This window comes from Actinophytocola sp., from assembly GCF_050699935.1.
Taxonomy (GTDB): Bacteria; Actinomycetota; Actinomycetes; order Mycobacteriales; family Pseudonocardiaceae; genus Actinophytocola.
The window spans coordinates 1-20,090 of record NZ_JBOHGB010000133.1 but is presented as its reverse complement, the minus strand read 5'-3'; the positions used below and the strand labels follow the sequence as shown (position 1 = coordinate 20,090).

Annotated in this window: 13 protein-coding genes and 1 pseudogene; 2 read left to right on the top strand and 12 right to left on the bottom strand. The window is 71.0% G+C overall.

What is annotated here, in order from left to right; translation table 11 throughout:
* The 10 genes and pseudogenes from ACRDTB_RS30070 to ACRDTB_RS30025 all read right to left on the bottom strand — a co-directional run.
* A partial coding sequence (locus tag ACRDTB_RS30070; RefSeq protein WP_431435553.1) for a UbiA family prenyltransferase occupies positions 1 to 458 on the bottom strand: 458 nt, incomplete at its 3' end.
* Between the two features lie 275 nt (positions 459 to 733).
* A pseudogene (locus ACRDTB_RS30065) lies at positions 734 to 1,879 on the bottom strand (inositol-3-phosphate synthase); the annotation flags it as partial.
* Between the two features lie 91 nt (positions 1,880 to 1,970).
* Positions 1,971 to 6,479 (bottom strand): ThuA domain-containing protein, encoded by a 4,509-nt coding sequence (locus ACRDTB_RS30060; protein ID WP_431435552.1) that lies wholly within the window; start codon positions 6,477 to 6,479, stop codon positions 1,971 to 1,973.
* 213 nt (positions 6,480 to 6,692) lie between these two features.
* Positions 6,693 to 7,880, bottom strand: a complete 1,188-nt coding sequence (gene xylA / locus ACRDTB_RS30055) for a xylose isomerase (RefSeq protein WP_431435551.1) — start codon at positions 7,878 to 7,880, stop codon at positions 6,693 to 6,695.
* The gene (locus tag ACRDTB_RS30050) at positions 7,877 to 9,049 is read right to left on the bottom strand and encodes a Gfo/Idh/MocA family protein (RefSeq protein WP_431435550.1); all 1,173 of its coding nucleotides are present in this window, start codon (positions 9,047 to 9,049) and stop codon (positions 7,877 to 7,879) included. The genes xylA and ACRDTB_RS30050 overlap by 4 nt, the downstream gene beginning before the upstream one ends.
* Before the next feature lie 61 nt (positions 9,050 to 9,110).
* Positions 9,111 to 10,169 (bottom strand): substrate-binding domain-containing protein, encoded by a 1,059-nt coding sequence (locus ACRDTB_RS30045; RefSeq protein ID WP_431435549.1) that lies wholly within the window; start codon positions 10,167 to 10,169, stop codon positions 9,111 to 9,113.
* 55 nt (positions 10,170 to 10,224) lie between these two features.
* Positions 10,225 to 11,178 (bottom strand): ABC transporter permease, encoded by a 954-nt coding sequence (locus tag ACRDTB_RS30040; protein ID WP_431435555.1) that lies wholly within the window; start codon positions 11,176 to 11,178, stop codon positions 10,225 to 10,227.
* A gap of 103 nt (positions 11,179 to 11,281) precedes the next feature.
* Positions 11,282 to 12,772 (bottom strand): sugar ABC transporter ATP-binding protein, encoded by a 1,491-nt coding sequence (locus ACRDTB_RS30035; RefSeq protein ID WP_431435554.1) that lies wholly within the window; start codon positions 12,770 to 12,772, stop codon positions 11,282 to 11,284.
* Between the two features lie 47 nt (positions 12,773 to 12,819).
* The gene (locus tag ACRDTB_RS30030) at positions 12,820 to 14,058 is read right to left on the bottom strand and encodes an ROK family protein (protein WP_431435548.1); all 1,239 of its coding nucleotides are present in this window, start codon (positions 14,056 to 14,058) and stop codon (positions 12,820 to 12,822) included.
* Between the two features lie 487 nt (positions 14,059 to 14,545).
* On the bottom strand, positions 14,546 to 15,748 hold the full coding sequence (locus ACRDTB_RS30025; protein WP_431435547.1) for an ROK family transcriptional regulator: 1,203 nt from the start codon (positions 15,746 to 15,748) through the stop codon (positions 14,546 to 14,548).
* A gap of 244 nt (positions 15,749 to 15,992) precedes the next feature.
* Between ACRDTB_RS30025 and ACRDTB_RS30020 the strand changes: the two genes are divergently transcribed.
* Together ACRDTB_RS30020 and ACRDTB_RS30015 are read left to right on the top strand one after the other, a co-directional pair.
* Complete coding sequence (locus ACRDTB_RS30020) at positions 15,993 to 16,190, top strand: YegP family protein (RefSeq protein ID WP_431435546.1); 198 nt, start codon at positions 15,993 to 15,995, stop codon at positions 16,188 to 16,190.
* A gap of 129 nt (positions 16,191 to 16,319) precedes the next feature.
* Positions 16,320 to 17,630: a D-alanyl-D-alanine carboxypeptidase family protein gene (locus tag ACRDTB_RS30015; protein ID WP_431435545.1), complete on the top strand. Its 1,311-nt coding sequence runs from the start codon at positions 16,320 to 16,322 to the stop codon at positions 17,628 to 17,630.
* A gap of 248 nt (positions 17,631 to 17,878) precedes the next feature.
* Here the strand turns inward: ACRDTB_RS30015 and yhjD are convergent, their stop codons facing one another.
* Both yhjD and trpS read right to left on the bottom strand, forming a co-directional pair.
* A complete protein-coding gene (gene yhjD, locus ACRDTB_RS30010; protein WP_431435544.1) occupies positions 17,879 to 18,901 on the bottom strand; it encodes an inner membrane protein YhjD in 1,023 nt (340 codons plus the stop codon).
* A gap of 41 nt (positions 18,902 to 18,942) precedes the next feature.
* Positions 18,943 to 19,980 carry a tryptophan--tRNA ligase gene (trpS, locus tag ACRDTB_RS30005; protein WP_431435543.1) on the bottom strand — a complete coding sequence of 346 codons (1,038 nt, stop codon included), beginning with the start codon at positions 19,978 to 19,980 and terminating at the stop codon, positions 18,943 to 18,945.
* Between the last annotated feature and the right edge of the window lie 110 nt (positions 19,981 to 20,090).

Sequence of the window (20,090 nt, the reverse complement as noted above, 5' to 3'; positions counted from 1 at the left end):
GCCGCCGGCAGCGCACCGCGCGCGCCGCCGCCGCCCATGAGGACGTCGAGCGCGCGGCACGCGGCCATCCCGACCGGACCGGCCACAGTGGACTTGAGCACAGTGTCGTAGGCCCACACGGCGATCCCGAGCGGGACCGCGACCTGGACCGCCTCACGCCCGCCCGCCACCGCGGCGAGCCCGAGCCCGGCCGCGGTGAGCCCGCCGGCGACCGCGAGCGCGCGGCCGGGGCTGACCCGCCCGGAGGGGATGGGCCGCTCGGGGCGCTCGGTGGCGTCGAGCTCGCGGTCGGCCCAGTCGTTGAGCGCCATGCCGGACCAGTAGAAGGCGGCCGAGGAGAGCGGGAGCAGCAACCGCCTGCCCCGCAGGGGTTTCCCGGCCGCGGCGGCCCCGGCGACGGTGTCCCCGAGCACGGTCAGCGCCGCCGGCGCACGAACGAGCTGCACGTACGCCCTCACGGCGCACGCCCCGACCCCGGCCCGCCTTCAGCACCACCGGCGCCCTCCGAACGGGCGCCCTCCGAACCAGCGTCCGGCGCACCGACGTCCCGGCACCCCAGCACATCCCCCCGCCCACGCGTATCCTCGCGCGCGCGTGCAGAACGCGAGTCCCGCACGCCCCCACCCTCTCCGGGGGCACCCCGTGGCTCCATTCTATCGGTGGGTGCCGACAATTCCGGGGGTGTGGCGTCCGCTGTGGACAACTCGGACGGTTGTGGATGGCCGAGCCCCAGGGCCCAGTTTGTCAGCAGGGTGGTCTGCTCGGCGAAGCGGTGCTCGTCGCTGCCGATGGGGTCCTTGAAGAAGAACGCCAGCTCGCCGATCGGTCCCACGCGACCCGCCGCGTGGGCGGCCGCGGTCAGCCGGGCCAGGTCCAGCACCAGCGGCGCCGCCAGCGCGGAGTCCAGGCCCGTCCACGTCAGCTGCAGGCTCATCCGCGCACCGAGGAAGCCCTCGAACGACACGTGGTCCCACGCGGTCTTCTGCTCGCCCAGGTCCGGCACGTTGTCGATGTGCAGCGGCGCGTTCACCGACTCGCCGAGCAGCGCCGCCAGGCCGCGTGCCTTCGACTCGAGCTTGCCGCGGGCCTGCGCCGGGTCCGCCAGGTTCGCCCCGTCACCGCCGCCGAGCAGGTTCGTGCCCGCCCAGGACCGCACGCGCAGCGCACGCGCGGTGAACATCGGTGCGAGCACGGTGCGCAGCAGAGTCTCGCCCGTCTTGCCGTCCGATCCGGCGTACGGGAGGCCACGTTCGAGAGCCAGCTCGTGCAGCGCCGGCAGGCGGATCCCCGGCGACGGCGTGAAGTCCACGAACGGGCAGCCGGCGAGCAGGGCCGCGTATGCCGCCAGCGAGCTCGGCGGCAGGACCGCCCGGTCCGGCGAAGCCAACGCGGAGCGCAGCGCCGCGAGCGTGTCGTGGGCCGGGACGTGCGGCACCGGCGGCTCGGTCGACGACACGTTCACCACGACCACCCGCGCCAACCGGTGCCGCGACCGGAAGTCCGCGATGTCCGCCGCGAGCCGGTCGGCGGCGGACGCGAGGGACCCCGCGTGCGTCGCCGGGTGGTAACCGTCCCGAATGGACGCGTCGACGCCGCGCAGGCCCGCCGCCGTCGCGGTCAGCACCTGGTGCGGGATCAGCCCCGACTCGGCCAGCTGCTCCGCACGTTTGTCCAGCGCCGTGCACGCGATGTCGTGCCCGCCGACGACGAGGTTCTCCCATCCGACCAGGCCGAGACCCGTGAACGGCGGCCGCTCGGTGACGCAGCCGGTCGGCTCGGTCAGCCCTGCCCGCAGCGCCAGCAGCCCGGTCACCGCGGTGGTGGCCACCGACCCCCGAGCTCCGACCAACCACAACCCGGTCGGTTCGTTCGCTCCCATGTGCGGACCCCTTTCCAGCCAGTATGGGGTGACACCGGTGGGCTGGCGACACGGTGCGGGGCGTCGCCAGCCCACCGGCCGTACTAACGGGTCATCCATTCACCGCCCGCGGTAGCGCGGCCACGCCGTTGACGGAGCCGATGACCGCGTTGCCGTCCCGCTCGAGGACCGACCGGACGTCCGCGTCGCCCACGAGCGTGTCGTCCCTCGCGAGTGTGACGAACGTGCCCAGGTAGCGCACGGCCTTGCGGTCGTTGCCGGTCGCCTCGGCCTTGCGCGCCTTGGTGACCAGCCGCGACAGCTGCGTGTACGCCGAGAGCGACAACCGGTTGGTCGCCCGGAAGCGGTCCACCAGTTGGCCGATGTCCCGCAGCGACGTGGTCGTCGTGAAGGACAGCGACTGGCCCGTGGTGTTGCCCGCGTTGTCGGTGGCGGTCACCGTGAACCCGTGAGCGCCGAGCGGCAGCTGGTACAACGCCACCGCGCGGCCGGAGGTGACCGCCTCGCCGTCGAGTGCACCGGTCACAGTGGACAGACCGGACGTGGCGTCCTCGGCGTGCCACGACAGCACCACGTCCGTGGCGTCGCCGTAGACCCGCCCGTCGGCCACCCCGGCCACCAGCAGCGTCGGGCGTGAGCCGTCGATCTTGATCGTCGCGGCCTTCTCCGCCTCGACGTTGCCGGCCTTGTCGCTCGCCCGGTACAGCAGCGTGTGCTCACCGTCCCCCGTCACGGAGACCGTGTCGGTGTACGGCGTCCACCCGCCACCGTCCAACTTGTACTCGATGTGGTCGACGCCCTGGCCGGTGTCGGTCGCGGCCAGCCCGACCGGGACGGTGCCCGGGTGCCAGCCGGACGGGCCGGGGTCGGCGAACGTGGCGGTGGTGACCGGCGCCGTCTCGTCCGCTATCTCCTTGATCTGGATGTCGCGGAAGAAGACGTCGTCACCGTCGCCGTGGTTCTGGAGGCCGACGAACCCCTGGGTGAGGTCACGCGCGGGATCGGTGCTCACGAAGTCGTTGATCAGCACCCCGTTGAGGTAGACCTTGATCGTCTGGCCAGCCACGACGATCTCGTAGTCGTTCCACTCACCCGGTGGGTTCAGCGCCTCGTCGCGGGCCGCGAGATCCGCCGACTGGAAGTCGTAGATCGCGCCGGTGGTCTTCTCGTCCGCGTCCGTGGCGTCGATCTGGATCTCGTAGCCCTCGTTCACCGCGACCCACGGGTCGTCGCCCGGCTCCGGGTAGCCCACGAAGATGCCGGAGTTGTCGTCGCCGGCCATCTTCCAGTCCAGCTTCAGGCTGTAGGCATTGAACTCCTCGCCGAACGACAGCAGGCCCATGCCGCCCACCGACTTGATCGAGCAGTCCTCCTGCGGCTCGAAGCTGCCCGGACCGGCCTGGTTCCAGCCCTCGAGGCTCGCCGCCGTGCCGTCGAACAGGCTGCGGTAGCCCTCGTCCGGCGGCGTCGGCTGGCACTCCTGCGGACCGCCGCCACCGTCGGACACGCCCGGACCCTCGACCTGGATGTTGTCCACATCGAACAGTCCACCCGTGCCGGTGCCGGAGAACGTCAGGTACAGCGGGCCGGTGCCACCGGGATCGGTGAGCGGTGCCGGCGGGATGTCGACGTAGTTGTCCCAGCCGCCGGTGTTGGCCACCTGCACGGTCTGCACCACCGGGCCGTCGACCGCGTCCTTGCGCACGGTGATCGTGCCGCCCGCACCACCGGAGCTCACCCGGTAGCCGATCGCGTCGACACCGGTCAGGTTGACCGGGTCGAACTTGATCCAGTCGCCGTCGTCGATGAAGCCGACCCGCTTGCCGCCGCTCGCGTCACCCTGGTTGACGACCTGCGTGCCGTTGTTCTCGGTGTGGAACTCGGCCTGCTTCAGCTTGGGCTGCAACGTGATCTCGTCCTCGCCGGTCAGCGCCGGGGCGCCGGACGCGCCGTTGTCGGTGTACCTGGCGTTGACGACACCGAACACGTTCGCGTCGAGCCCGTGGCCCTCGTCGGCCGGGGTCTCGATCACACCCTCACACCCAATCGCCCGGGACAGCGGGTGGCCGTGGCTGTCGTGCCCGAGGATGTACTCGACGACGACCTTCGAGCAGTCGATCGTGCCGTCCTCGGGATCGGTCACCGTGACCTGGAACGGAACCGTGTCGCCGTAGCCGAAGAACCCGCCGTTCGGCGGCAGGTCCAGCGCGACCTCCGGCTCGGTGTTGCCCGACGTGACCACGACGCTCGCGGCGCCGGTCAGCCCGGTCGGGTCGGTCACCGACAGGTGCGCGGTGTACTGGCCGACGGCGTCGTAGGTGTGCGACACCGGGCCCTCCTCGGTGGAGTCGGTGGTGCCGTCCCCGTCGAAGTCCCACGCGTAGGTGAGGTCGCCGCCGTCCTCGTCGATCGTCCCGGTCGGGTCGAAGTTGACCGTCAGCGGAGCCGGCCCGGAGGTCTTGTCCGCCCTCAGCACGACCTCGGGCGTGCGGTTGCCCTTCGTGTAGTCGATCCGGTACACCGCCGAGTCCTCGGACCCGCCGAAGTAGCCGCTGCCGTAGTCCAGCACGTACAGCGAGCCCTCCGGCCCGAACTCGATGTTCATCGGCCGGGTCAGGGTCATCGAGTCGAAGAACGGCTGGATCGCGCCGCGCTCGCCGTTCGGGCCGACGTCGATCGTCTTGATCCAGCCGCGGTCCCACTCGTAGGCGAAGTTCTTGCCGTCGTAGTACTCGGGGAACTTCGTCGGCGAGTCGAGGTCCGGGTCGTGGCGGTACACCGGGCCGCCCATCGGTGACTCGCCGCCCGTACCGAACTCCGGCACCGAACCGCCGTCGTAGGGGATCCAGGCCGGCTGCGCGGGCGGCAGGTCGAGGCGGCCCGTGTTGTTCGGGCTCCCGTTCTTCGGCGCCGCGCAGTCGAACGCCTCCCCCGACTCGCCCGTGGCGAAGTCGTAGTCGACGAACGGCTGGTTGTCGCCCACGCAGTATGGCCAGCCGTAGTTGCCCGGACCCTTGATCAGGTTGAACTCCACGGTGCCGCCGGGGCCCCGCGCGGGGTCGGCCGCGCCGGCGTCCGGACCGTAGTCGCCGAGGTAGATCCAGCCCGTCTCCTTGTCCACCGCGAACCGGAACGGGTTGCGAAAGCCCATCGCGTAGATCTCCGGGCGGGTCTGCTCGGTGCCCGGCGCGAACAGGTTGCCCTCGGGGATCGTGTAGCTGCCGTCGTCGGCCACGGTGATCCGCAGCAGCTTGCCGCGCAGATCGTTGGTGTTGGCCGACGAGCGCTGCCCGTCGAACACCGGGTTGCGGTCGGCACGCTCGTCGATCGGCGTGTAGCCGTCCGAGGCGAACGGGTTGGTGTCGTCCCCCGTGGACAGCAGCAGGTTGCCGGCGGCGTCGAAGTCGATCTCGCCGCCCGCGTGGCAGCAGATGCCACGGTCGGTGCCCACTCGCAGGATCTGCTGCTCGCTGCCGAGGTCGAGGGAGCCCTGCTCGGTCAGCGTGAACCGGGACAGCTGGTTGTGCCCCTTGAACGGCTCGAAGTCCGCCGGGGTCCCGGTCTCCGGCGCGTCCCCGGCCGGGGTGTCCAGCGGGGGCGCGTAGTACAGGTAGACCCAGCGGTTGGTGGCGAAGTTCGGGTCGATCGCCACGCCCTGCAGGCCGTCCTCGTCGTGGTTGTAGACGGGGATCTGGCCGGCCAGCGTGGTCGTCGCCTCCGGCGTGGTCAGCCACACCCGGCCGTCACGCGACGTGTGGATCACCTTGCGGTCGGGCAGCACGGCCAGCGCGATCGGCTCGCCGGTGCTCGGCTCGCCCTTGGCCAGCGTGATCTGGTCGAAGTCGGCGTCGACCGGCGGGTCGTCCGGGCCGGTGTTCGGCGTGCAGTCGGCCGCCTCGAGGCCGGCCGCATACCTGATGCCGCCCGCGAGGTGGGTGCGGAACTCCGGCTCGCCGTAGGACTCGATGGTGTGGCCGCCGCCGGTGTACCAGGACCGGCCCTCGCCCTGGGGGTGGCACCACATGATCGGGTGGTCACCCATCGCGTCGCCGCCCGGGTCGTAGGTGGACTCGTCGAGCGAGGCGAGGACCTGCACCGAGCTGCGCGGGTTGGTCCGGTAGTTGTACCACTCGTCGGTCCGGGTCCAGTTCGCCGGAAGTTCCCCGGTGGCCGGGTGTTCGTGGGTCTCCACGTTCACCGTGGCCTGCTGGATCGCCGGGTGCGACTGGAAGTACGCGCCGACGAGCTGGCCGTACCAGGGCCAGTCGTACTCGGTGTCGGCCGCGGCGTGCACGCCCGCGTAGCCGCCGCCGGCGGAGATGTAGCTCTCGAACGCGGCCTGCTGCTCGGCGTTGAGGACGTCGCCGGTCGTCGAGAGCCACACGACGGCGGAGTAGCGGGCGAGGTTCTCGGCCGTGAACGCCCCCGCGTCCTCGGTCGCCTCGACGGCGAACCCGTGCTCCGCGCCGAGCGCCTGGATGGCGGAGATGCCGGCGGGGATGGAGTCGTGCCGGAACCCCGCGGTCTTGGAGAACACCAGGACGGTGGGATCCTCAGGCTGTGCGGCCGGCTCGGCCGAGGCGACCCCCAGCCCGGTCAACAGCGCCAACGTGCCGATCGCGAGACGCGACGCACCGCGTAGTCCCCGTCTCACCCCAGGTGGTTTTATCCGATGCTTGTCCGCTCTGTTCCCTCGCACTGGTACTTTTCTCCTTGTCTCACCGAAATGGGGACCGCGAAGAGGGGTTGATGCTCCTTTCCGTGTTCGCGGCGCCGCCGGACGTAACGGGTCTGGCGGCGCCGCCTTTCTCCGTCAGCGGGTGCCGTACAGGTATTCGAGCGCCAGCTGGTCCAACTTCTCCGCGTGCGCGCCGCGGCCCGCCGCCTCGGTCGTGTCCAGCTCCTCGGCTCGCAGGTCGGCGAGGCTCTCGCCGGGCGCGAGCGTGGGCACGGACAGCTGGCCGACACGGCTGTCGGCCAGCGCGGCGGCCACGTCCGGGTCGGCCCGGAACGCCCGGGACTTTGCCGCGAGGATCAGGTAGTTGCGCATGCACGCCGCCGCCGACGCCCACACGCCCGACTCGTCCTCGGTGCGCGCGGGCTTGAAGTCGAAGTGCCGCGGGCCGTCATAACTTCCGCGCCCGCCGGCGCCAGATGCACCAACACTGTGTTCGAGCAAATCGACGAGCGCGAACGCGCTTTTCACGTCGCCGTTGCCGAATCTCAGGTCCTGGTCGTATCTCGGTCCGTTCTGACCGTTCAGATCGAGGTGGAACAGCTTTCCGTGCCACAGCGCCTGGGCATATCCGTGCACGACCGACATCCCGGCCATCTGCTCGTGGCCGACCTCCGGGTTGAGGCCCACCCGGTCCGGCTCCTCCAGCTCGCCGATGAACGCGATCGCGTGCCCGATCGTCGGCAGCAGGATGTCGCCGCGCGGCTCGTTGGGCTTGGGCTCCAGCGCGAAGCGGATGTCGTAGCCCTGCTCGCGGACGTAGGCGCACAGGATGTTGACCGACTCGGCATACCGGTCGAGCGCGGCGCGGACGTCCTTGTTGAACGGCGACTCCGCGCCCTCACGCCCGCCCCACATGACGTAGGTGCGGGCACCCAGCTCGGCCGCGAGGTCGAGGTTGCGCAGCACCTTGCGCAGGGCGAACCGCCGCACGTCGCGGTCGTTGGCGGTCAGCGCGCCCTCGCGGAACACGGGGTGGGTGAACAGGTTCGTGGTGGCCATCGGCACCACGAGCCCGGTCGAGTCCAGCGCCTTGCGGAAGCTCGCGATCCGGCTCGCCCGATCCGAGTCCGCCGCCCCGAACGGGATCACGTCCTCGTCGTGGAAGCTCACGCCCCACGCGCCGAGCTCGGCGAGCTTCTCGACCGCGTGCGCGGGATCCATCGGCTCGCGGGTGGCGACGCCGAACGGGTCGACGCCCCGCCAGCCGACCGTCCACAATCCGAAGCTGAACCTGTGCTCCGGCCTGGGTGTGTAGTCGCTCATGCGCTACCTCCCGTCTCGATCGCGGTCCAGGCCGAGCCACGGTCGGCGCTGCGCTCGACCGCCTCGAGCACCCGCTGCACCCGTAGACCGTCCGCAAAGGACGGACGCGGGTCCGAGCCGTCCGCGATCGCCCGGACCAGGTCGACGACCTCGTGGGTGAACGTGTGCTCGTAGCCCAGCAGGTGCCCCGGGGGCCACCAGGCACCGACGTAGGGGTGCGTCGGCTCGGTGACCAGGATCCGCCGGAACCCGGCCGCGTCGCCATTCGACGGACCGGCGGACCCGTCGTAGTACGACAGCTCGTTCATGGACTCGAAGTCGAACGCGATGCTCCCGAGCGAGCCGTTGACCTCCACCCGCATGGCGTTCTTGCGGCCGAGCGCGAACCGGGTGGCCTCAAAGCTCGCCACCGCCCCGTTCGCGAACCGGCCGAGGAACAGCGCCGCGTCGTCCACCGTGACGTCGTCGAGCTCGCCGGTGTCTGTCGGTCGCTTGTGGACGAACGTGTTCGTCACCGCGGCCACGCCGGTGAGCAGGTCGCCGACGAGGTACTGCGTGGCGTCGACGATGTGCGCGCCGAGGTCGCCCAGCGCGCCCGAGCCCGCCTTGTCCTTGCGTAGCCGCCAGGCCATCGGCGCCTGCTCGTCGGAGAGCCAGTCCTGCAGGTACACCGCGCGAACGTGCCGCACGGTGCCGATCCGGCCCTCCTCGACGAGCTTGCGCGCGTAAGCGATGGCCGGCACCCGCCGGTAGTTGAAGGCGACCATCGACCGGACGCCCCGGGTGGCGGCCTCGGTCGCGGCCGCCACCATCTCCTCGGCCTCGGCGACGCTGTTGGCGAGCGGCTTCTCGCACAGCACGTGCTTGCCGGCCGCGAGCGCCGCGATGGCGATCTCCGCGTGCGTGTCACCCGGCGTGCAGATGTCGACCAGCGCCACGTCGTCGGACGCCACGACCTCGCGCCAGTCGGTCGCCACGCTCGCGAAGCCGTACTTCGCGGCCGCGGCCTTGGTCCGGACGAGGTCACGCCCGCCGAGGACGGCGAGGCGGGGAACCATCGGCAGGTCGAAGAATCTGTGCGCGCTCCGCCAGGCGTGGGAGTGCACGGCTCCCATGAACGCGTGGCCGACCATGCCGACCCCGAGCTGACCCCCGCTGCCCTCTGTCATCGCTCACCCTCCGTGTCGCCTGTGACTGTCAACTCGCACTCCGCTCTCGTTCTCCTCCCGGTCAGGAGTCGAAGCCGATGTCCAGGTACGAGTCGACGTTCTCCTTGGTCACCACGGCCGAGTAGGTGGTGATGAACGCGGGGATCTCGTGCTCGGCGAAGTCAGCGACGCCCTTGTTCTGGCCGAGCAGCCGGGCGAGCGAGATCGCGGTGGACGCCATCGACGGGCTGTACAGGACGGTCGCCTTGATGACCTGGTTGTCCGCCTTGATGATGTCCATCATGTCCTTCGAGCCGGCGCCGCCGACCATGATGAACTCGTCCCGGCCGGCCGCGTCGATCGCGGCCATCACGCCGAGGCCCTGGTCGTCGTCGTGGTTCCACAGGGCGTCCAGCTTGGTCGCACCCTGCAGCAGGTTCGCGGTCTGCTGCTCGCCGGACTCCGCGGTGAACTGGGCGGAGACCCGCGGCCCGACCCGGAAGCCGTTACGCTGCAAGGCATCCCGGAAGCCCCTGCTCCGGTCCTGGGTCAGCGGCAGCGAGTCGATGCCGGCCACCTCGCCGATGATCGGGTTGGCCACGTTCTTGGACCTCATCTGCTCGGCGATGTAGTCGCCGGCGTTGACGCCCATCCGGTAGTTGTCGCCGCCGATCCAGGTGCGGTACGCGAGCGGCGTGTCGAACACCCGATCCAGGTTGATCACGGGGATGTTCTGGTCCATGACCTCCTGCGCGGTGGCGGTCAGCGCCTTGCCGTCGAAGGGCAGGATGACGAGCACGTCGGGCTCGCCCTGGACCAGCGTCTCGACCTGGGCGATCTGCTGGTTGACGTCATTGGTGCCCTCGGTGATGTTCAGCGTCACGTCTTCGAAGGCGTCGGCCTGCGCCTGCGCGTTCTTGGTGATCGCGGCGATCCACCCGTGGTCGGCCGCCGGCGCGGAGAAGCCGATCGTGACCTCCTTGCCGGGCTGGTCGTTGTCGCCACCGCCGGCGGCCACCTGGTTGCTGTCTTCGCCGCCTACGGGCTCGTTGGACGTGCAGCCGACGACGAGCGTGCCCGCGCCGAGCGCGGAGGCGCCGAGGAGGAACCGGCGGCGGGCGAGGGACGGGACTCGGGACATGGGAACTCCCTTGGCTGTCTGGAATGGACGGTTACGGCGTGGATTTGTTGCCGAACTAGGTTTTCCGTGTCCGGGTGGTGTAGGACTGAAGCAGCACCGCGGCGACGATGATCGCGCCCTTGACGATGTTCTGGACGGCGGTGGGGATGAAGTTCTGGGAGAAGACACTGTTCAACACGGTGAAGATCAGCACGCCGATGAGCGTGCCGACCAAGGTGCCGCGACCGCCGGACAGCAGTGTGCCGCCGATGACGACCGCCGCGATCGCGTCCAGCTCGTAGAACTGCCCGTTGGTCGAGCCGCCCGAGGTGGTGCGGGCGATGGTGATGAGCGCGGCGATGCCGCAGCACAGGCCGGCGAGCGCGTACACGTAGGCGGTTTGCCGCGTGACGTTGATGCCGGCCAGGCGGGCGGCCTCGGCATTGCCCCCGACCGCGAACGTGCGGCGGCCGAACGTGGTGCGGTTGAGCAGCACCCAGCCGGCCGCGTACACCACGACCAACATCCAGATCACCACCGGAATGCCGATCAGGTCGCCGCGGAAGAACTCGAGGAAGTCCAACACCTTCACGGTCTGGGTCTCCCCGTTGGACAGCCGCTCGGCAAGCCCGCGGGCCGCCGCGTACATGGCGAGCGTCGCGATGAAAGGCACCACGCGGCCGTACGCGATCAGCACGCCGTTGATCAGCCCCGCACCCAGGCCGACCGCGAGCGCGCAGGCCACCATCACCCACAGACCGTAGGACTGGGTGGCGAGGGTGGTGGCCCAGACGCTGGCGAGCGCGACCATCGAGCCGACGGACAGGTCGATGCCGCCGGAGATGATCACGAACGTCATGCCGACGCTGACCACACCGATCGCCGCGGCCAGGCGCAGCATCGTGGAGACGTTTCCCGGGGACAGGAACCCGTCGGGGTTGGAGAGGTAGCCGACCACGCACAGCGCGACGAGCACGCCGACCAGGACGGCCAGCTGGATGTCCAGCCGCAGCCCGCTGGGCGTGCGCACGCCACCAGTCGGTCCGGTCTGGACGGACTCGCCCTCGATGACCGACTTCCGCTCGGAGTCCACAGTGGACTTCTCGCCCAGGTCACTCACGGTGCATCCCGCCTCACGTCATCACCTCGCTGCCTTCCATGACCATGTCGAGCACCGCCGCCTCGGTGAGCTCACTCGCCGGCGCCTCGGCGAGCAGGCGGCCCTCACGCATCACCAGCACCCGGTCGGACAGGCCGAGCACCTCCGGCACCTCGCTGGAGACCAGGACCACGGCGACCCCCGCCGCCGCGAGCTCGTGGATCAGCCGGTACAGCTCGGTCCGCGCGCCCACGTCGACGCCGCGGGTCGGCTCGTCCAGCAGCAGCACCTTGCAGTCGCGCACCAGCCAGCGGGCCACCACGGCCTTCTGCTGGTTGCCGCCGGACAGGGTGCGCATCACCCGCCGCGGGTCCGCCGGGCGCAGGTCGAGCCGCTCGAGCGTGGCGCGCGAGTCGCGCAGCTCCCGGCCGCGGTCGCTGAACCCGGCAGTGCTGTAGTCCGGCAGGCTCGCCAGCACCACGTTGTTGGCCACCGACTGGTCGAGCAGCAGGCCCTGGCTCTTGCGCTCCTCCGGCGCCAGCCCGATCCCGGCCGCCACCGCGGCGGGCACGCTGCCGGGGCGCAACCGCTTGCCGTTCACCGTGACCGTGCCGGCGTCGGCCTTGCGCGCGCCGAACACGGTCTCCAGGATCTCGCTGCGGCCCGCGCCGACCAGGCCCGCGATGCCGAGGATCTCCCCGGCGCGCACGGTGAAGCCGACGTCGACGAACTCACTCGCCCGGGTCAGCCCCTCGACGTGCAGCACCTCGTTCGAATTGTCCACAGTGGACACTTCGCGACGCGGGAAGACCGCCTCCACCATCCGCCCCGACATGAGGTTGACGAGCTCGTTCGTCGGCGTGTCCGCGGCGAGTCCGGACGCCACGGTCCGGCCGTCCTTGAGCACGGTGACCCGGTGCCCCACCCGGCGGATCTCCTCCAGGCGGTGGGAGATGTAGACGACCGCGACCCCCTCGGCGGTCAGCTCGGCCACGATCCGGAACAGGTTGTCGACCTCGTCGGCGGCGAGCGCGGCGGTCGGCTCGTCCATGACGATCAGCCGGGCGTCGTGCACCAGCGCGCGGGCCATCGAGACCAGCTGCTGGCCGGCCGAGGACAGCAGCGCGACCTCGCGGCCGGCCGGTATCTCCGGGTGGCCGAGCCGGCGCATCAGGGCGCGCGCCTCGTTGCGCATCCGGCGCCGCTGCGGGAAGCCGAGCACGGCCGGCTCGCGGCCGAGGAAGATGTTCTCCGCCACCGAGACGCCGTCGACCAGGTCCAGCTCCTGGTACATGGTGGCGATGCCGATGTTGAGCGCGGCGACCGGCGAGCCGAGCGAGACCGGACTGCCGCGCCAGACGATCTCGCCCTCGTCCGGCTGGTGCGCGCCGGAGAGAACCTTGATCAACGTTGACTTGCCGGCACCGTTCTGGCCGAGCAGGCAGTGCACCTCGCCGGCGCGGACCTCGAGGTCCACCCCGTCCAGCGCGCGCACGCCGGGGAAGGTCTTGACGATGCCGGTCATCGTCAGCAAGACCTCGGCCGTCTCGTCGGGACCGGTTCCGACCTCACTCACGCGGGCGCCTCCTCGTCGTCTGCTTGGCCCGTGGGCACGACGGTCGGGTCGTCGAGGACGCGGCGCAGTGCCGCGAGCGCGCCGCCGGTGGTCGCCGCGGTGAACCCGAGTTGCGAGCCGACCACGCGGGCACCGCCCGCGCCGGGCGCCAGCACGTTCGCGACGACCTCGTTGCGAATGGGCTCGACGAGCCACTCGGGCAGCGCGGCGAAGTACCCGCCGAGCACGACGACGGCCGGGTTGAGCAGGTTGACCAGGATCGAGACGCCCAGCCCCAGCGCGGTGCCGATCTGGTGCAGGGCGTCGAGCGTGCGGCGGTCGTGCTGCTCGGCGCGCGCCCGGACGATGCGCATCCGCTGGTCGAGGTCGAGCGTCGGATCGCGGACCGGGTCGTCGGGGTCGGCGCACGCGTGCAGGAGGGCGCCGAGGCCGACCTGGGTCTCCCAGCAGCCGCGCCGCCCGCAGGAGCAGTACGGTCCGAGCGGGTCCATGGCCATGTGCCCGATCTCGCCGGCGAAGCCGCTCGAGCCGCGGATCAGCCGGCCGCCGGCGATCACGCCGCCGCCGATGCCGAAGTCGCCGGTGAGGTAGACGAGGTCGGTGATCCGGTGCTCGGGGTCCCCGCTCAGCACGGCCAGCTCGGCCTCGGCACCCAGGTTCGCGTCGTTGTCCACCGCGATGCGGTCCAGGGGCAGCCCGGTGCGCGCGGCGAGCCCGTCCGCGACGGCGACGTCCCGCCAGCGCAGCCGCGGCGCGAACGTCACGGTGCCGGAGTCCCGGTCGACGAGGCCCGGCACGGAGACGGTGACCCCGACCGGCGGCCCGACGACGTCCCTGACCTCCGCGATCGCGGTCCTCGCGAGCTCGGCGAGCTGGTCGATCGCGCGCTCGGGCCCGATGCCCGGCACGTCGCAGGCGACCCGGCGGCGGAGCAGCGGCTCGCCGGACAGGTCGGCGACGGCCACGCCCACGTGCCCGACGTGCACGTCCAGCCCGACGCCGCAGACGCTCGTTGGCCGCAGGTCGACGAGCTGGCCGGGCCGGCCCTGGCCGCCCGCGGAGATGCCGGCGAAGTGCACGAGGCCGCGTAGCTCGAGGTCGGTGACCAGGCTGGAGACGGTGGCCTTGGACAGTCCGGAGCGGACCGCGAGCTGAGCCCGGGACAGCGCGCCGTGCTCGCGGAGGGTCCGCACCAGAAGCGCGAGATTCCCTCGGCGCAGACCGGCCTGGTCCACGGGTCGGCTCTGGCCCACCGGCGGTACCCCACTTCGTTGAGTGCCCGATCGAAATTCGGTGCGCTAACTCACATGGAAGCGTCCCGTAGCGTCAATGATGGTCGCAATACCCCGTTTAGGGCAACATCTGGATCGATCTTTCGAGTTGTGCAGTCAAAAGTTCGACCATTTCTGCGCGAAGTGCCGAACTCTAACCAGAACCCGAACCCCAACGGCCAACCCCCAACAACGACCGGCCCTCGCGACTCCCCCACTCCCGACCGCGAGTCCCCCGTTCACGACGGCGAGTTCCCGGTTCGGAACGGGGAACTCGCAGTCCGGAACGGTGGACTCGCTGGATCGGAACGTTGGACTCGCGGTCCGGAACGTTGGACTCGCGGTCCGGAACGTTGGACTCGCGGTCCGGAACGTTGGACTCGCGGTCCGGAACGTTGGACTCGCGGTCCGGAACGTTGGACTCGCGAGCTGGAGCGGGGGACTCGCGGTGTCAGGTGACGGCGGTGAAGGCTCGGTCGGTGGCCGACCATGCCGCGCCCGTGACGCCGGCCAGCTCGCCCAGCTCCGACAGCACGATCGGCAGGTTCCCGGTGGCGAGCGGCAGCGACCGCCGGTACACCGAGCTGCGCACCTCGGCGAGCAGCGGGTGGCCCAGCCGGGACACCCCGCCACCGATCACGACCATGCCCGGGTTGAGGAAGCTCACCAGCGAGGCGACCACGTGCCCGAGCCGCCGCCCGCCCTCGCGGACCAGGTTCGCGGCCGCGAAGTCGCCGGCCACCGCAGCCTCGCCGACGTCCTGCGCGGTCAGCTTGCCGCGCTGGGTGAGCGCCTCGGCGAGCATGGCCGACCGGCCGCTGCGGGCCAGCGTCAACGCGTCGCGGGCCAGCGCCGCGCCGCCGAAGTACGCCTCCAGGCAGCCGACCTCACCGCACGCGCAGGCCGGGCCGTAGTCGTCGAGCCGGATGTGGCCGATGTCGCCCGCGGTGCCGGCGACCCCGCGGTACACCCGGCCACCGAGCACGATGCCGCACCCGATACCGGTGCCGACCTTCACGAAGATCAGGTCGTCGAGGGACCGCGCGACGCCGGCGTGCCGCTCGCCCAGCGCCATCACGTTCACGTCGTTGTCCACGGTGACCGGGACGCCCCACTTGCCGGCGAGCTCGTCGCGCACGGGGTAGCGGTCCCAGCCGGGCATGATCGGCGGCGCGACCGGCATGCCGTCGCGGAAGCTGACCGGGCCGGGCAGGCCGATGCCGGCGCCGATGATGCGGCCGGGTGCCTTGTCCCGCACGCGGTTGACGAGGTCCACGACCAGGCCGAGCACCGGGACCGGGCCGAGCCGGACCTCGCAGTCCTCGCTCTCGTTGGCCAGCACCTCGCAACGGCTGTCGGTGATCGCCACGTTCACCGACGTGGCCCCGACGTCGGCGGCCACGAACCGCAGATCGTCGGCGAGGTGTACGAGCGTCGAGCGCCGGCCGCCGCGGCTCGCCGCCGGGCCGCCGATCTCCACCAGACCCGTGTCCACGAGCCGGGTCAGCTCACCGGTCAGCTTCGCCCGCGGCAGCTCGAGCCGCTCGCCGAGCGCCACCCGGGACATCGGCCCCTCATCCCGCAGCAGCGCCAGAAGCCTCGACTGTTGGCGGGAGCGAACGCCCGGCTGCTGGCCGGCAGTGGGTGCGGTCATGACTGTTCCGCCTCCCCGGAATTAACCCTTGTGGTCACCGTGGTTTGGTGCCGTCCAGTTCGACACGTACTTGTCGCTGGGTTGCGTCCCGTTCCCCTTGGGTGCGGTTGGCAGGCACGCCAATCTTTCTCCGTCAATTTAACCCCCGTCGCGTTCGGGCGGACGTAGACTTCGGCGCTCCGCGACCCCGGTCCCCACCTGGCCGCGGTGTGACTCGACAACCCTGGACCTTTTGGAGATGCACATGGCGGCGAAGTTCGAGATCTACACGGACGCCAAGGGCGAGTTCCGGTTCCGGCTGAAGGCCGGCAACGGTGAGATCGTGGCGACCGGCGAGAGCTACAAGACCAAGTCGGGCGTGATCAACGGCGTGGACGCGGTCAAGCGCGCCGCGGCCGAGGCGGACATGGACGACCGGACCGGCGAGAAGGCCACCGCCTGACCGTTCGCCGCCGCTCGCGGATTTCACTCCGACGGGGGCTTTACCGGCTCGTTGCTGGTAAAGCCCCCGCCGTTCGTCGGCCGGAGGGTCGGCGCGAGCGAAGTCGACCTTGGCCCTAGGCTGACCCCCGTGCGTCACGCAACCGTCAGGTTCGTTCCCGCCTTCGTCGTGTCGCTGTGTGCGCTGGTCATCATGTCCGTACTGGCCGCTCCTGGAGCGTCCGCCGGGCAGCGACAGCCCCGCAAGACCCAACCGCAGGAGCAGCGGGGCGCCTGCCAGGCCCGCCAACTGCCCCCGGCGCCGATCGACACGTCCGAGGAGCCGAAGCCCGGGGAACCCAGCCCGGAGCCGCTGCCGATTCCGGACAACCCGGTCGGGGGTCCCCGATTGGGGAATTGCGGCATCGTGCGGCCTGACGGCGCACCGGCCCCGCCCGGCGGCATCAGCGCGGCCACGTGGGCGATCACGGACCTCGACAGCGGTGACGTGCTGGCCGCCAAGGACCCGCACGCGCGCGAGCGGCCGGCGTCGCTGATCAAGAACCTGCTGGCGATCGTGGTGATCAAGGAGCTGCGGCCGGACACCAAGGTCAGGGGCACGCAGGCGGACGCGAACCAGGAGGGCACGAAGGTCGGCATCGGCCCCGGCGGGGCCTACACGGTCGACCAGCTGCTGCACGCGCTGATCATGCGGTCGGGCAACGACGCGGCCTGGGCGCTCGCCCGCGCGCTCGGCGGCCTCGACGTGGCGCTGGAGAAGATGAACGCGCTGGCCCACGAGCTCGGTGCGCTCGACACCCGCGCGGCCACGCCGTCGGGCCTCGACGGGCCCGGCATGACGACCTCGGCTTACGACCAGAGCCTGATCATGCGGGCCGCGATGAAGTACGACGAGTTCGCCGAGGCCGCGGCCACCCGGTCTATCCAGTTCCCGGGCCACAGCGGCCAGCCGTCCTTCCAGGTCGACAACGACAACCAGCTGCTCGACAGCTACGAGGGCTTCCTCGGCGGCAAGACCGGCTTCACCGACGACGCCCGGCACACGTACGTGGGCTGCGCCGAACGCGATGGCCGGCGGCTCACGGTGGTACTGCTGCGCGGTGAGCGCAACCCGGAGCCACTCGCCGAGCAGGCCCGGAAGCTTCTGGACTACGGCTTTCGGTTGGCGGCCAAGGATGTCAAGCCGGTCGGCGAGCTGGTCGCCCGCGCGCCGGATGCCCAGCCCAAGCAGGACGCGAGCCCGAACGAGGGCGAGGAGAGCGACGCCGTCAGCGACCCGGTGAACGCGGCCGGCACGGTGCCGCCCGAGCCCGAGCGCTCCGCGTTCGGCAACGTCGGCCTGCCGCTGGTGGCGCTCGCCGGGGTGGGCGCCATGGTCACGATGGCCATGTGGTTCCGCCGCCGCCGAGCCCGCATAGCCCGCGCCAACCGCACCCTCTAGCCCCGCGAGGCCCCACTCCGGCACGCGAGTCCCCGGCTCCCGCACGCGAGTCCCCGGTTCGCCCGCGTGTTCAACACCCGCGACCGGCGAGTTCAACGCTCGCGGATCCGGAGCACTGAAACACCGGTACGGAACGTTGGACATGCGCAGCCGGAGTGTTGGACTCGCGGGACCGGAACGTTGGACTCGCGCGCGGGAGCGGAGGACTCGCGTGCCGGAGTGGGGGACTCGCGGCGAGGCCGGGTGGGTCAGCGGGGGCGGGAGCGTTTGCGCCACAGGAGGCCGAGTAGGGCGCCCGCGCCGAGCAGGCCCGCCGCGTCGCGTGCTCGCGGGCCGGTGCGGACCTGCAGGACCGGGCGGATGACCGCCGGCGGCGGCGGATTCGGCATGGCCGCGATCAGGTTCTCCCGTGCGGTGGCCGTCCATGCCGTGATGAACAGCAGGTAGCGCGCCACCAGGTTCGCGAACACCAGCAACCCCATGATCGGCCCGAACACGGCACCGGCCGGTGACGCGGTGACGCTCGCGAGGAACAGCGAGGCGGCCTGCTTGAGGATCTCGAACCCGATCGCCGCGGCGATCGCGCCGCGCACGGCCGACCGCGCGCTCACCTTCTCCCGGGGCAGCCGGGAGATCACCCACACGAAGACCACCCAGTTCGCGGTGAGCGCCAGCACGATCGTCGCCGCCCGCAGCAGGAACACCGCCCAGGCGTCGTCCTCCAGCCCTATCCAGTCGAGGAGCAGTGAGCCCAGCCCACTTCCCGCGGCGGTCAGCCCGAACGAGATCGCCAGCGCCAAACCCAGGCCCAGCAAGGAAAGCAGATCCGAGGCCGTCCGCCGCAGTATCGGCACCTGCTTGTACTCGATCCCCCACTGCGCGGTCAGCGCGTCGCGCAGGTTGCTCATCCAGCCGAGCCCCGAGTACGCGGCGATCAGCAGACCGAGTACGCCGACCGTGCCACGCGACTCGATCGCGGCGTCGACCAGGTCGGTGGTGATCTCGACGAGGCCGGACGGCACCGCGTCGGTGATCGTCTCCTTGAGGTTCTCCAGCTGGGTCGGGTTTCCGGCCAGCACGAACCCGACGACCGAGAACGCGATCATCAACAGCGGGAACAGCGACAGCACGCTGAAGTACGTGATCGCGGCGGCGTAGTGGTTCCCGTTCCGTGCGGTGAACTCGTCCTTGGCCCGCACCAGATGATCGAGCCACGGCCGTTTCGCACGTTGCCCGGCGAGCCAGGACTCCTTTTCCGCCACGGGTTTCACGCTATCCCGGCGAGTACCCGTCCGCAGCCCGAAACGCCTGTTCAGCCCGCGGAAGCCGGCACGAAGCCGATCTTGTCGTAGGCACGAGCGAGCGTCACCGAGGCGACCGCGCGGGCCCGCTCGGCGCCTCGGGCGAGGATCTTGTCCAGCTCAGCTGTGTCGTCGAGGTACTCGCGCACCCGTTCCTGGATCGGCGTCACGAAGTCCACGAGCGCCTCGCTGACGGCCTTCTTGAGGTCGCCGTACCCCTTGCCGGCGAACTCGTCCACGAGCCCGGCCAGCGGTCGGCCGGTGAGCGCGGAGTGGATCGCGAGCAGGTTCGACACCCCCGGCTTGCGCTCCGGGTCGTAGACGATCTCGCGGCCGGTGTCGGTGACCGCCGAGCGGATCTTCTTCGCGGACACCTTCGGATCGTCGAGCAGCTCCACGATGCCGCCGGGCGAGGACGAGGACTTGCTCATCTTCGCGGTCGGGTCCTGCAGGTCGTAGATCTTGGCTGCTTCGGAGAGGATGTAGGGCTCCGGCAGCCGGAACGTCTTGCCGAAGCGGGAGTTGAACCGCTGCGCGAGGTCGCGGGTGAGCTCGAGGTGCTGGCGCTGGTCCTCGCCGACCGGCACGTACTTCGCCTGATAGGCAAGGATGTCCGCGGCCTGCAGCGCCGGGTAGCCGAAGAGCCCCAGGCTGATCCGCTCCGCCTGCTGCTTGGCCGACTTGTCCTTGAACTGCGTCATCCGGCTGGCCTCGCCGAAACCGGTGAGGCACTGCATGATCCAGCCGAGCTGTGCGTGCTCGGGCACGTGGCTCTGCACGAACAGCGTGGCGCGCTCAGGGTCGATACCCAGCGCGAGCAGCTGCGCGGCCGAGACCCGGACGCGCTTGCGCAGCAGCTTGGGGTCGTGCTCGACGGTGATCGCATGCAAGTCGACCACGCAGTAGAACGTGTCGTAGTCCTCCTGCAGCGCGACCCACTGACGTATCGCGCCCAGGTAGTTGCCGAGGTGGAACGAGTCGGCGGTGGGCTGGATGCCGGACAGGACCCGCGGCCGGGCCTGCGATCGCGCCTCTGGTTGGGTCGACACGGGTCGGATTCTCGCAGAAGCGCCGGACCGGCCGGCGGCCACGTCAGGCCGCGCGCTCGCCGCCGCGCGGGTCGCCGGGCTGCTGGGCGACCGGCTGCGCGGTGCTCGTG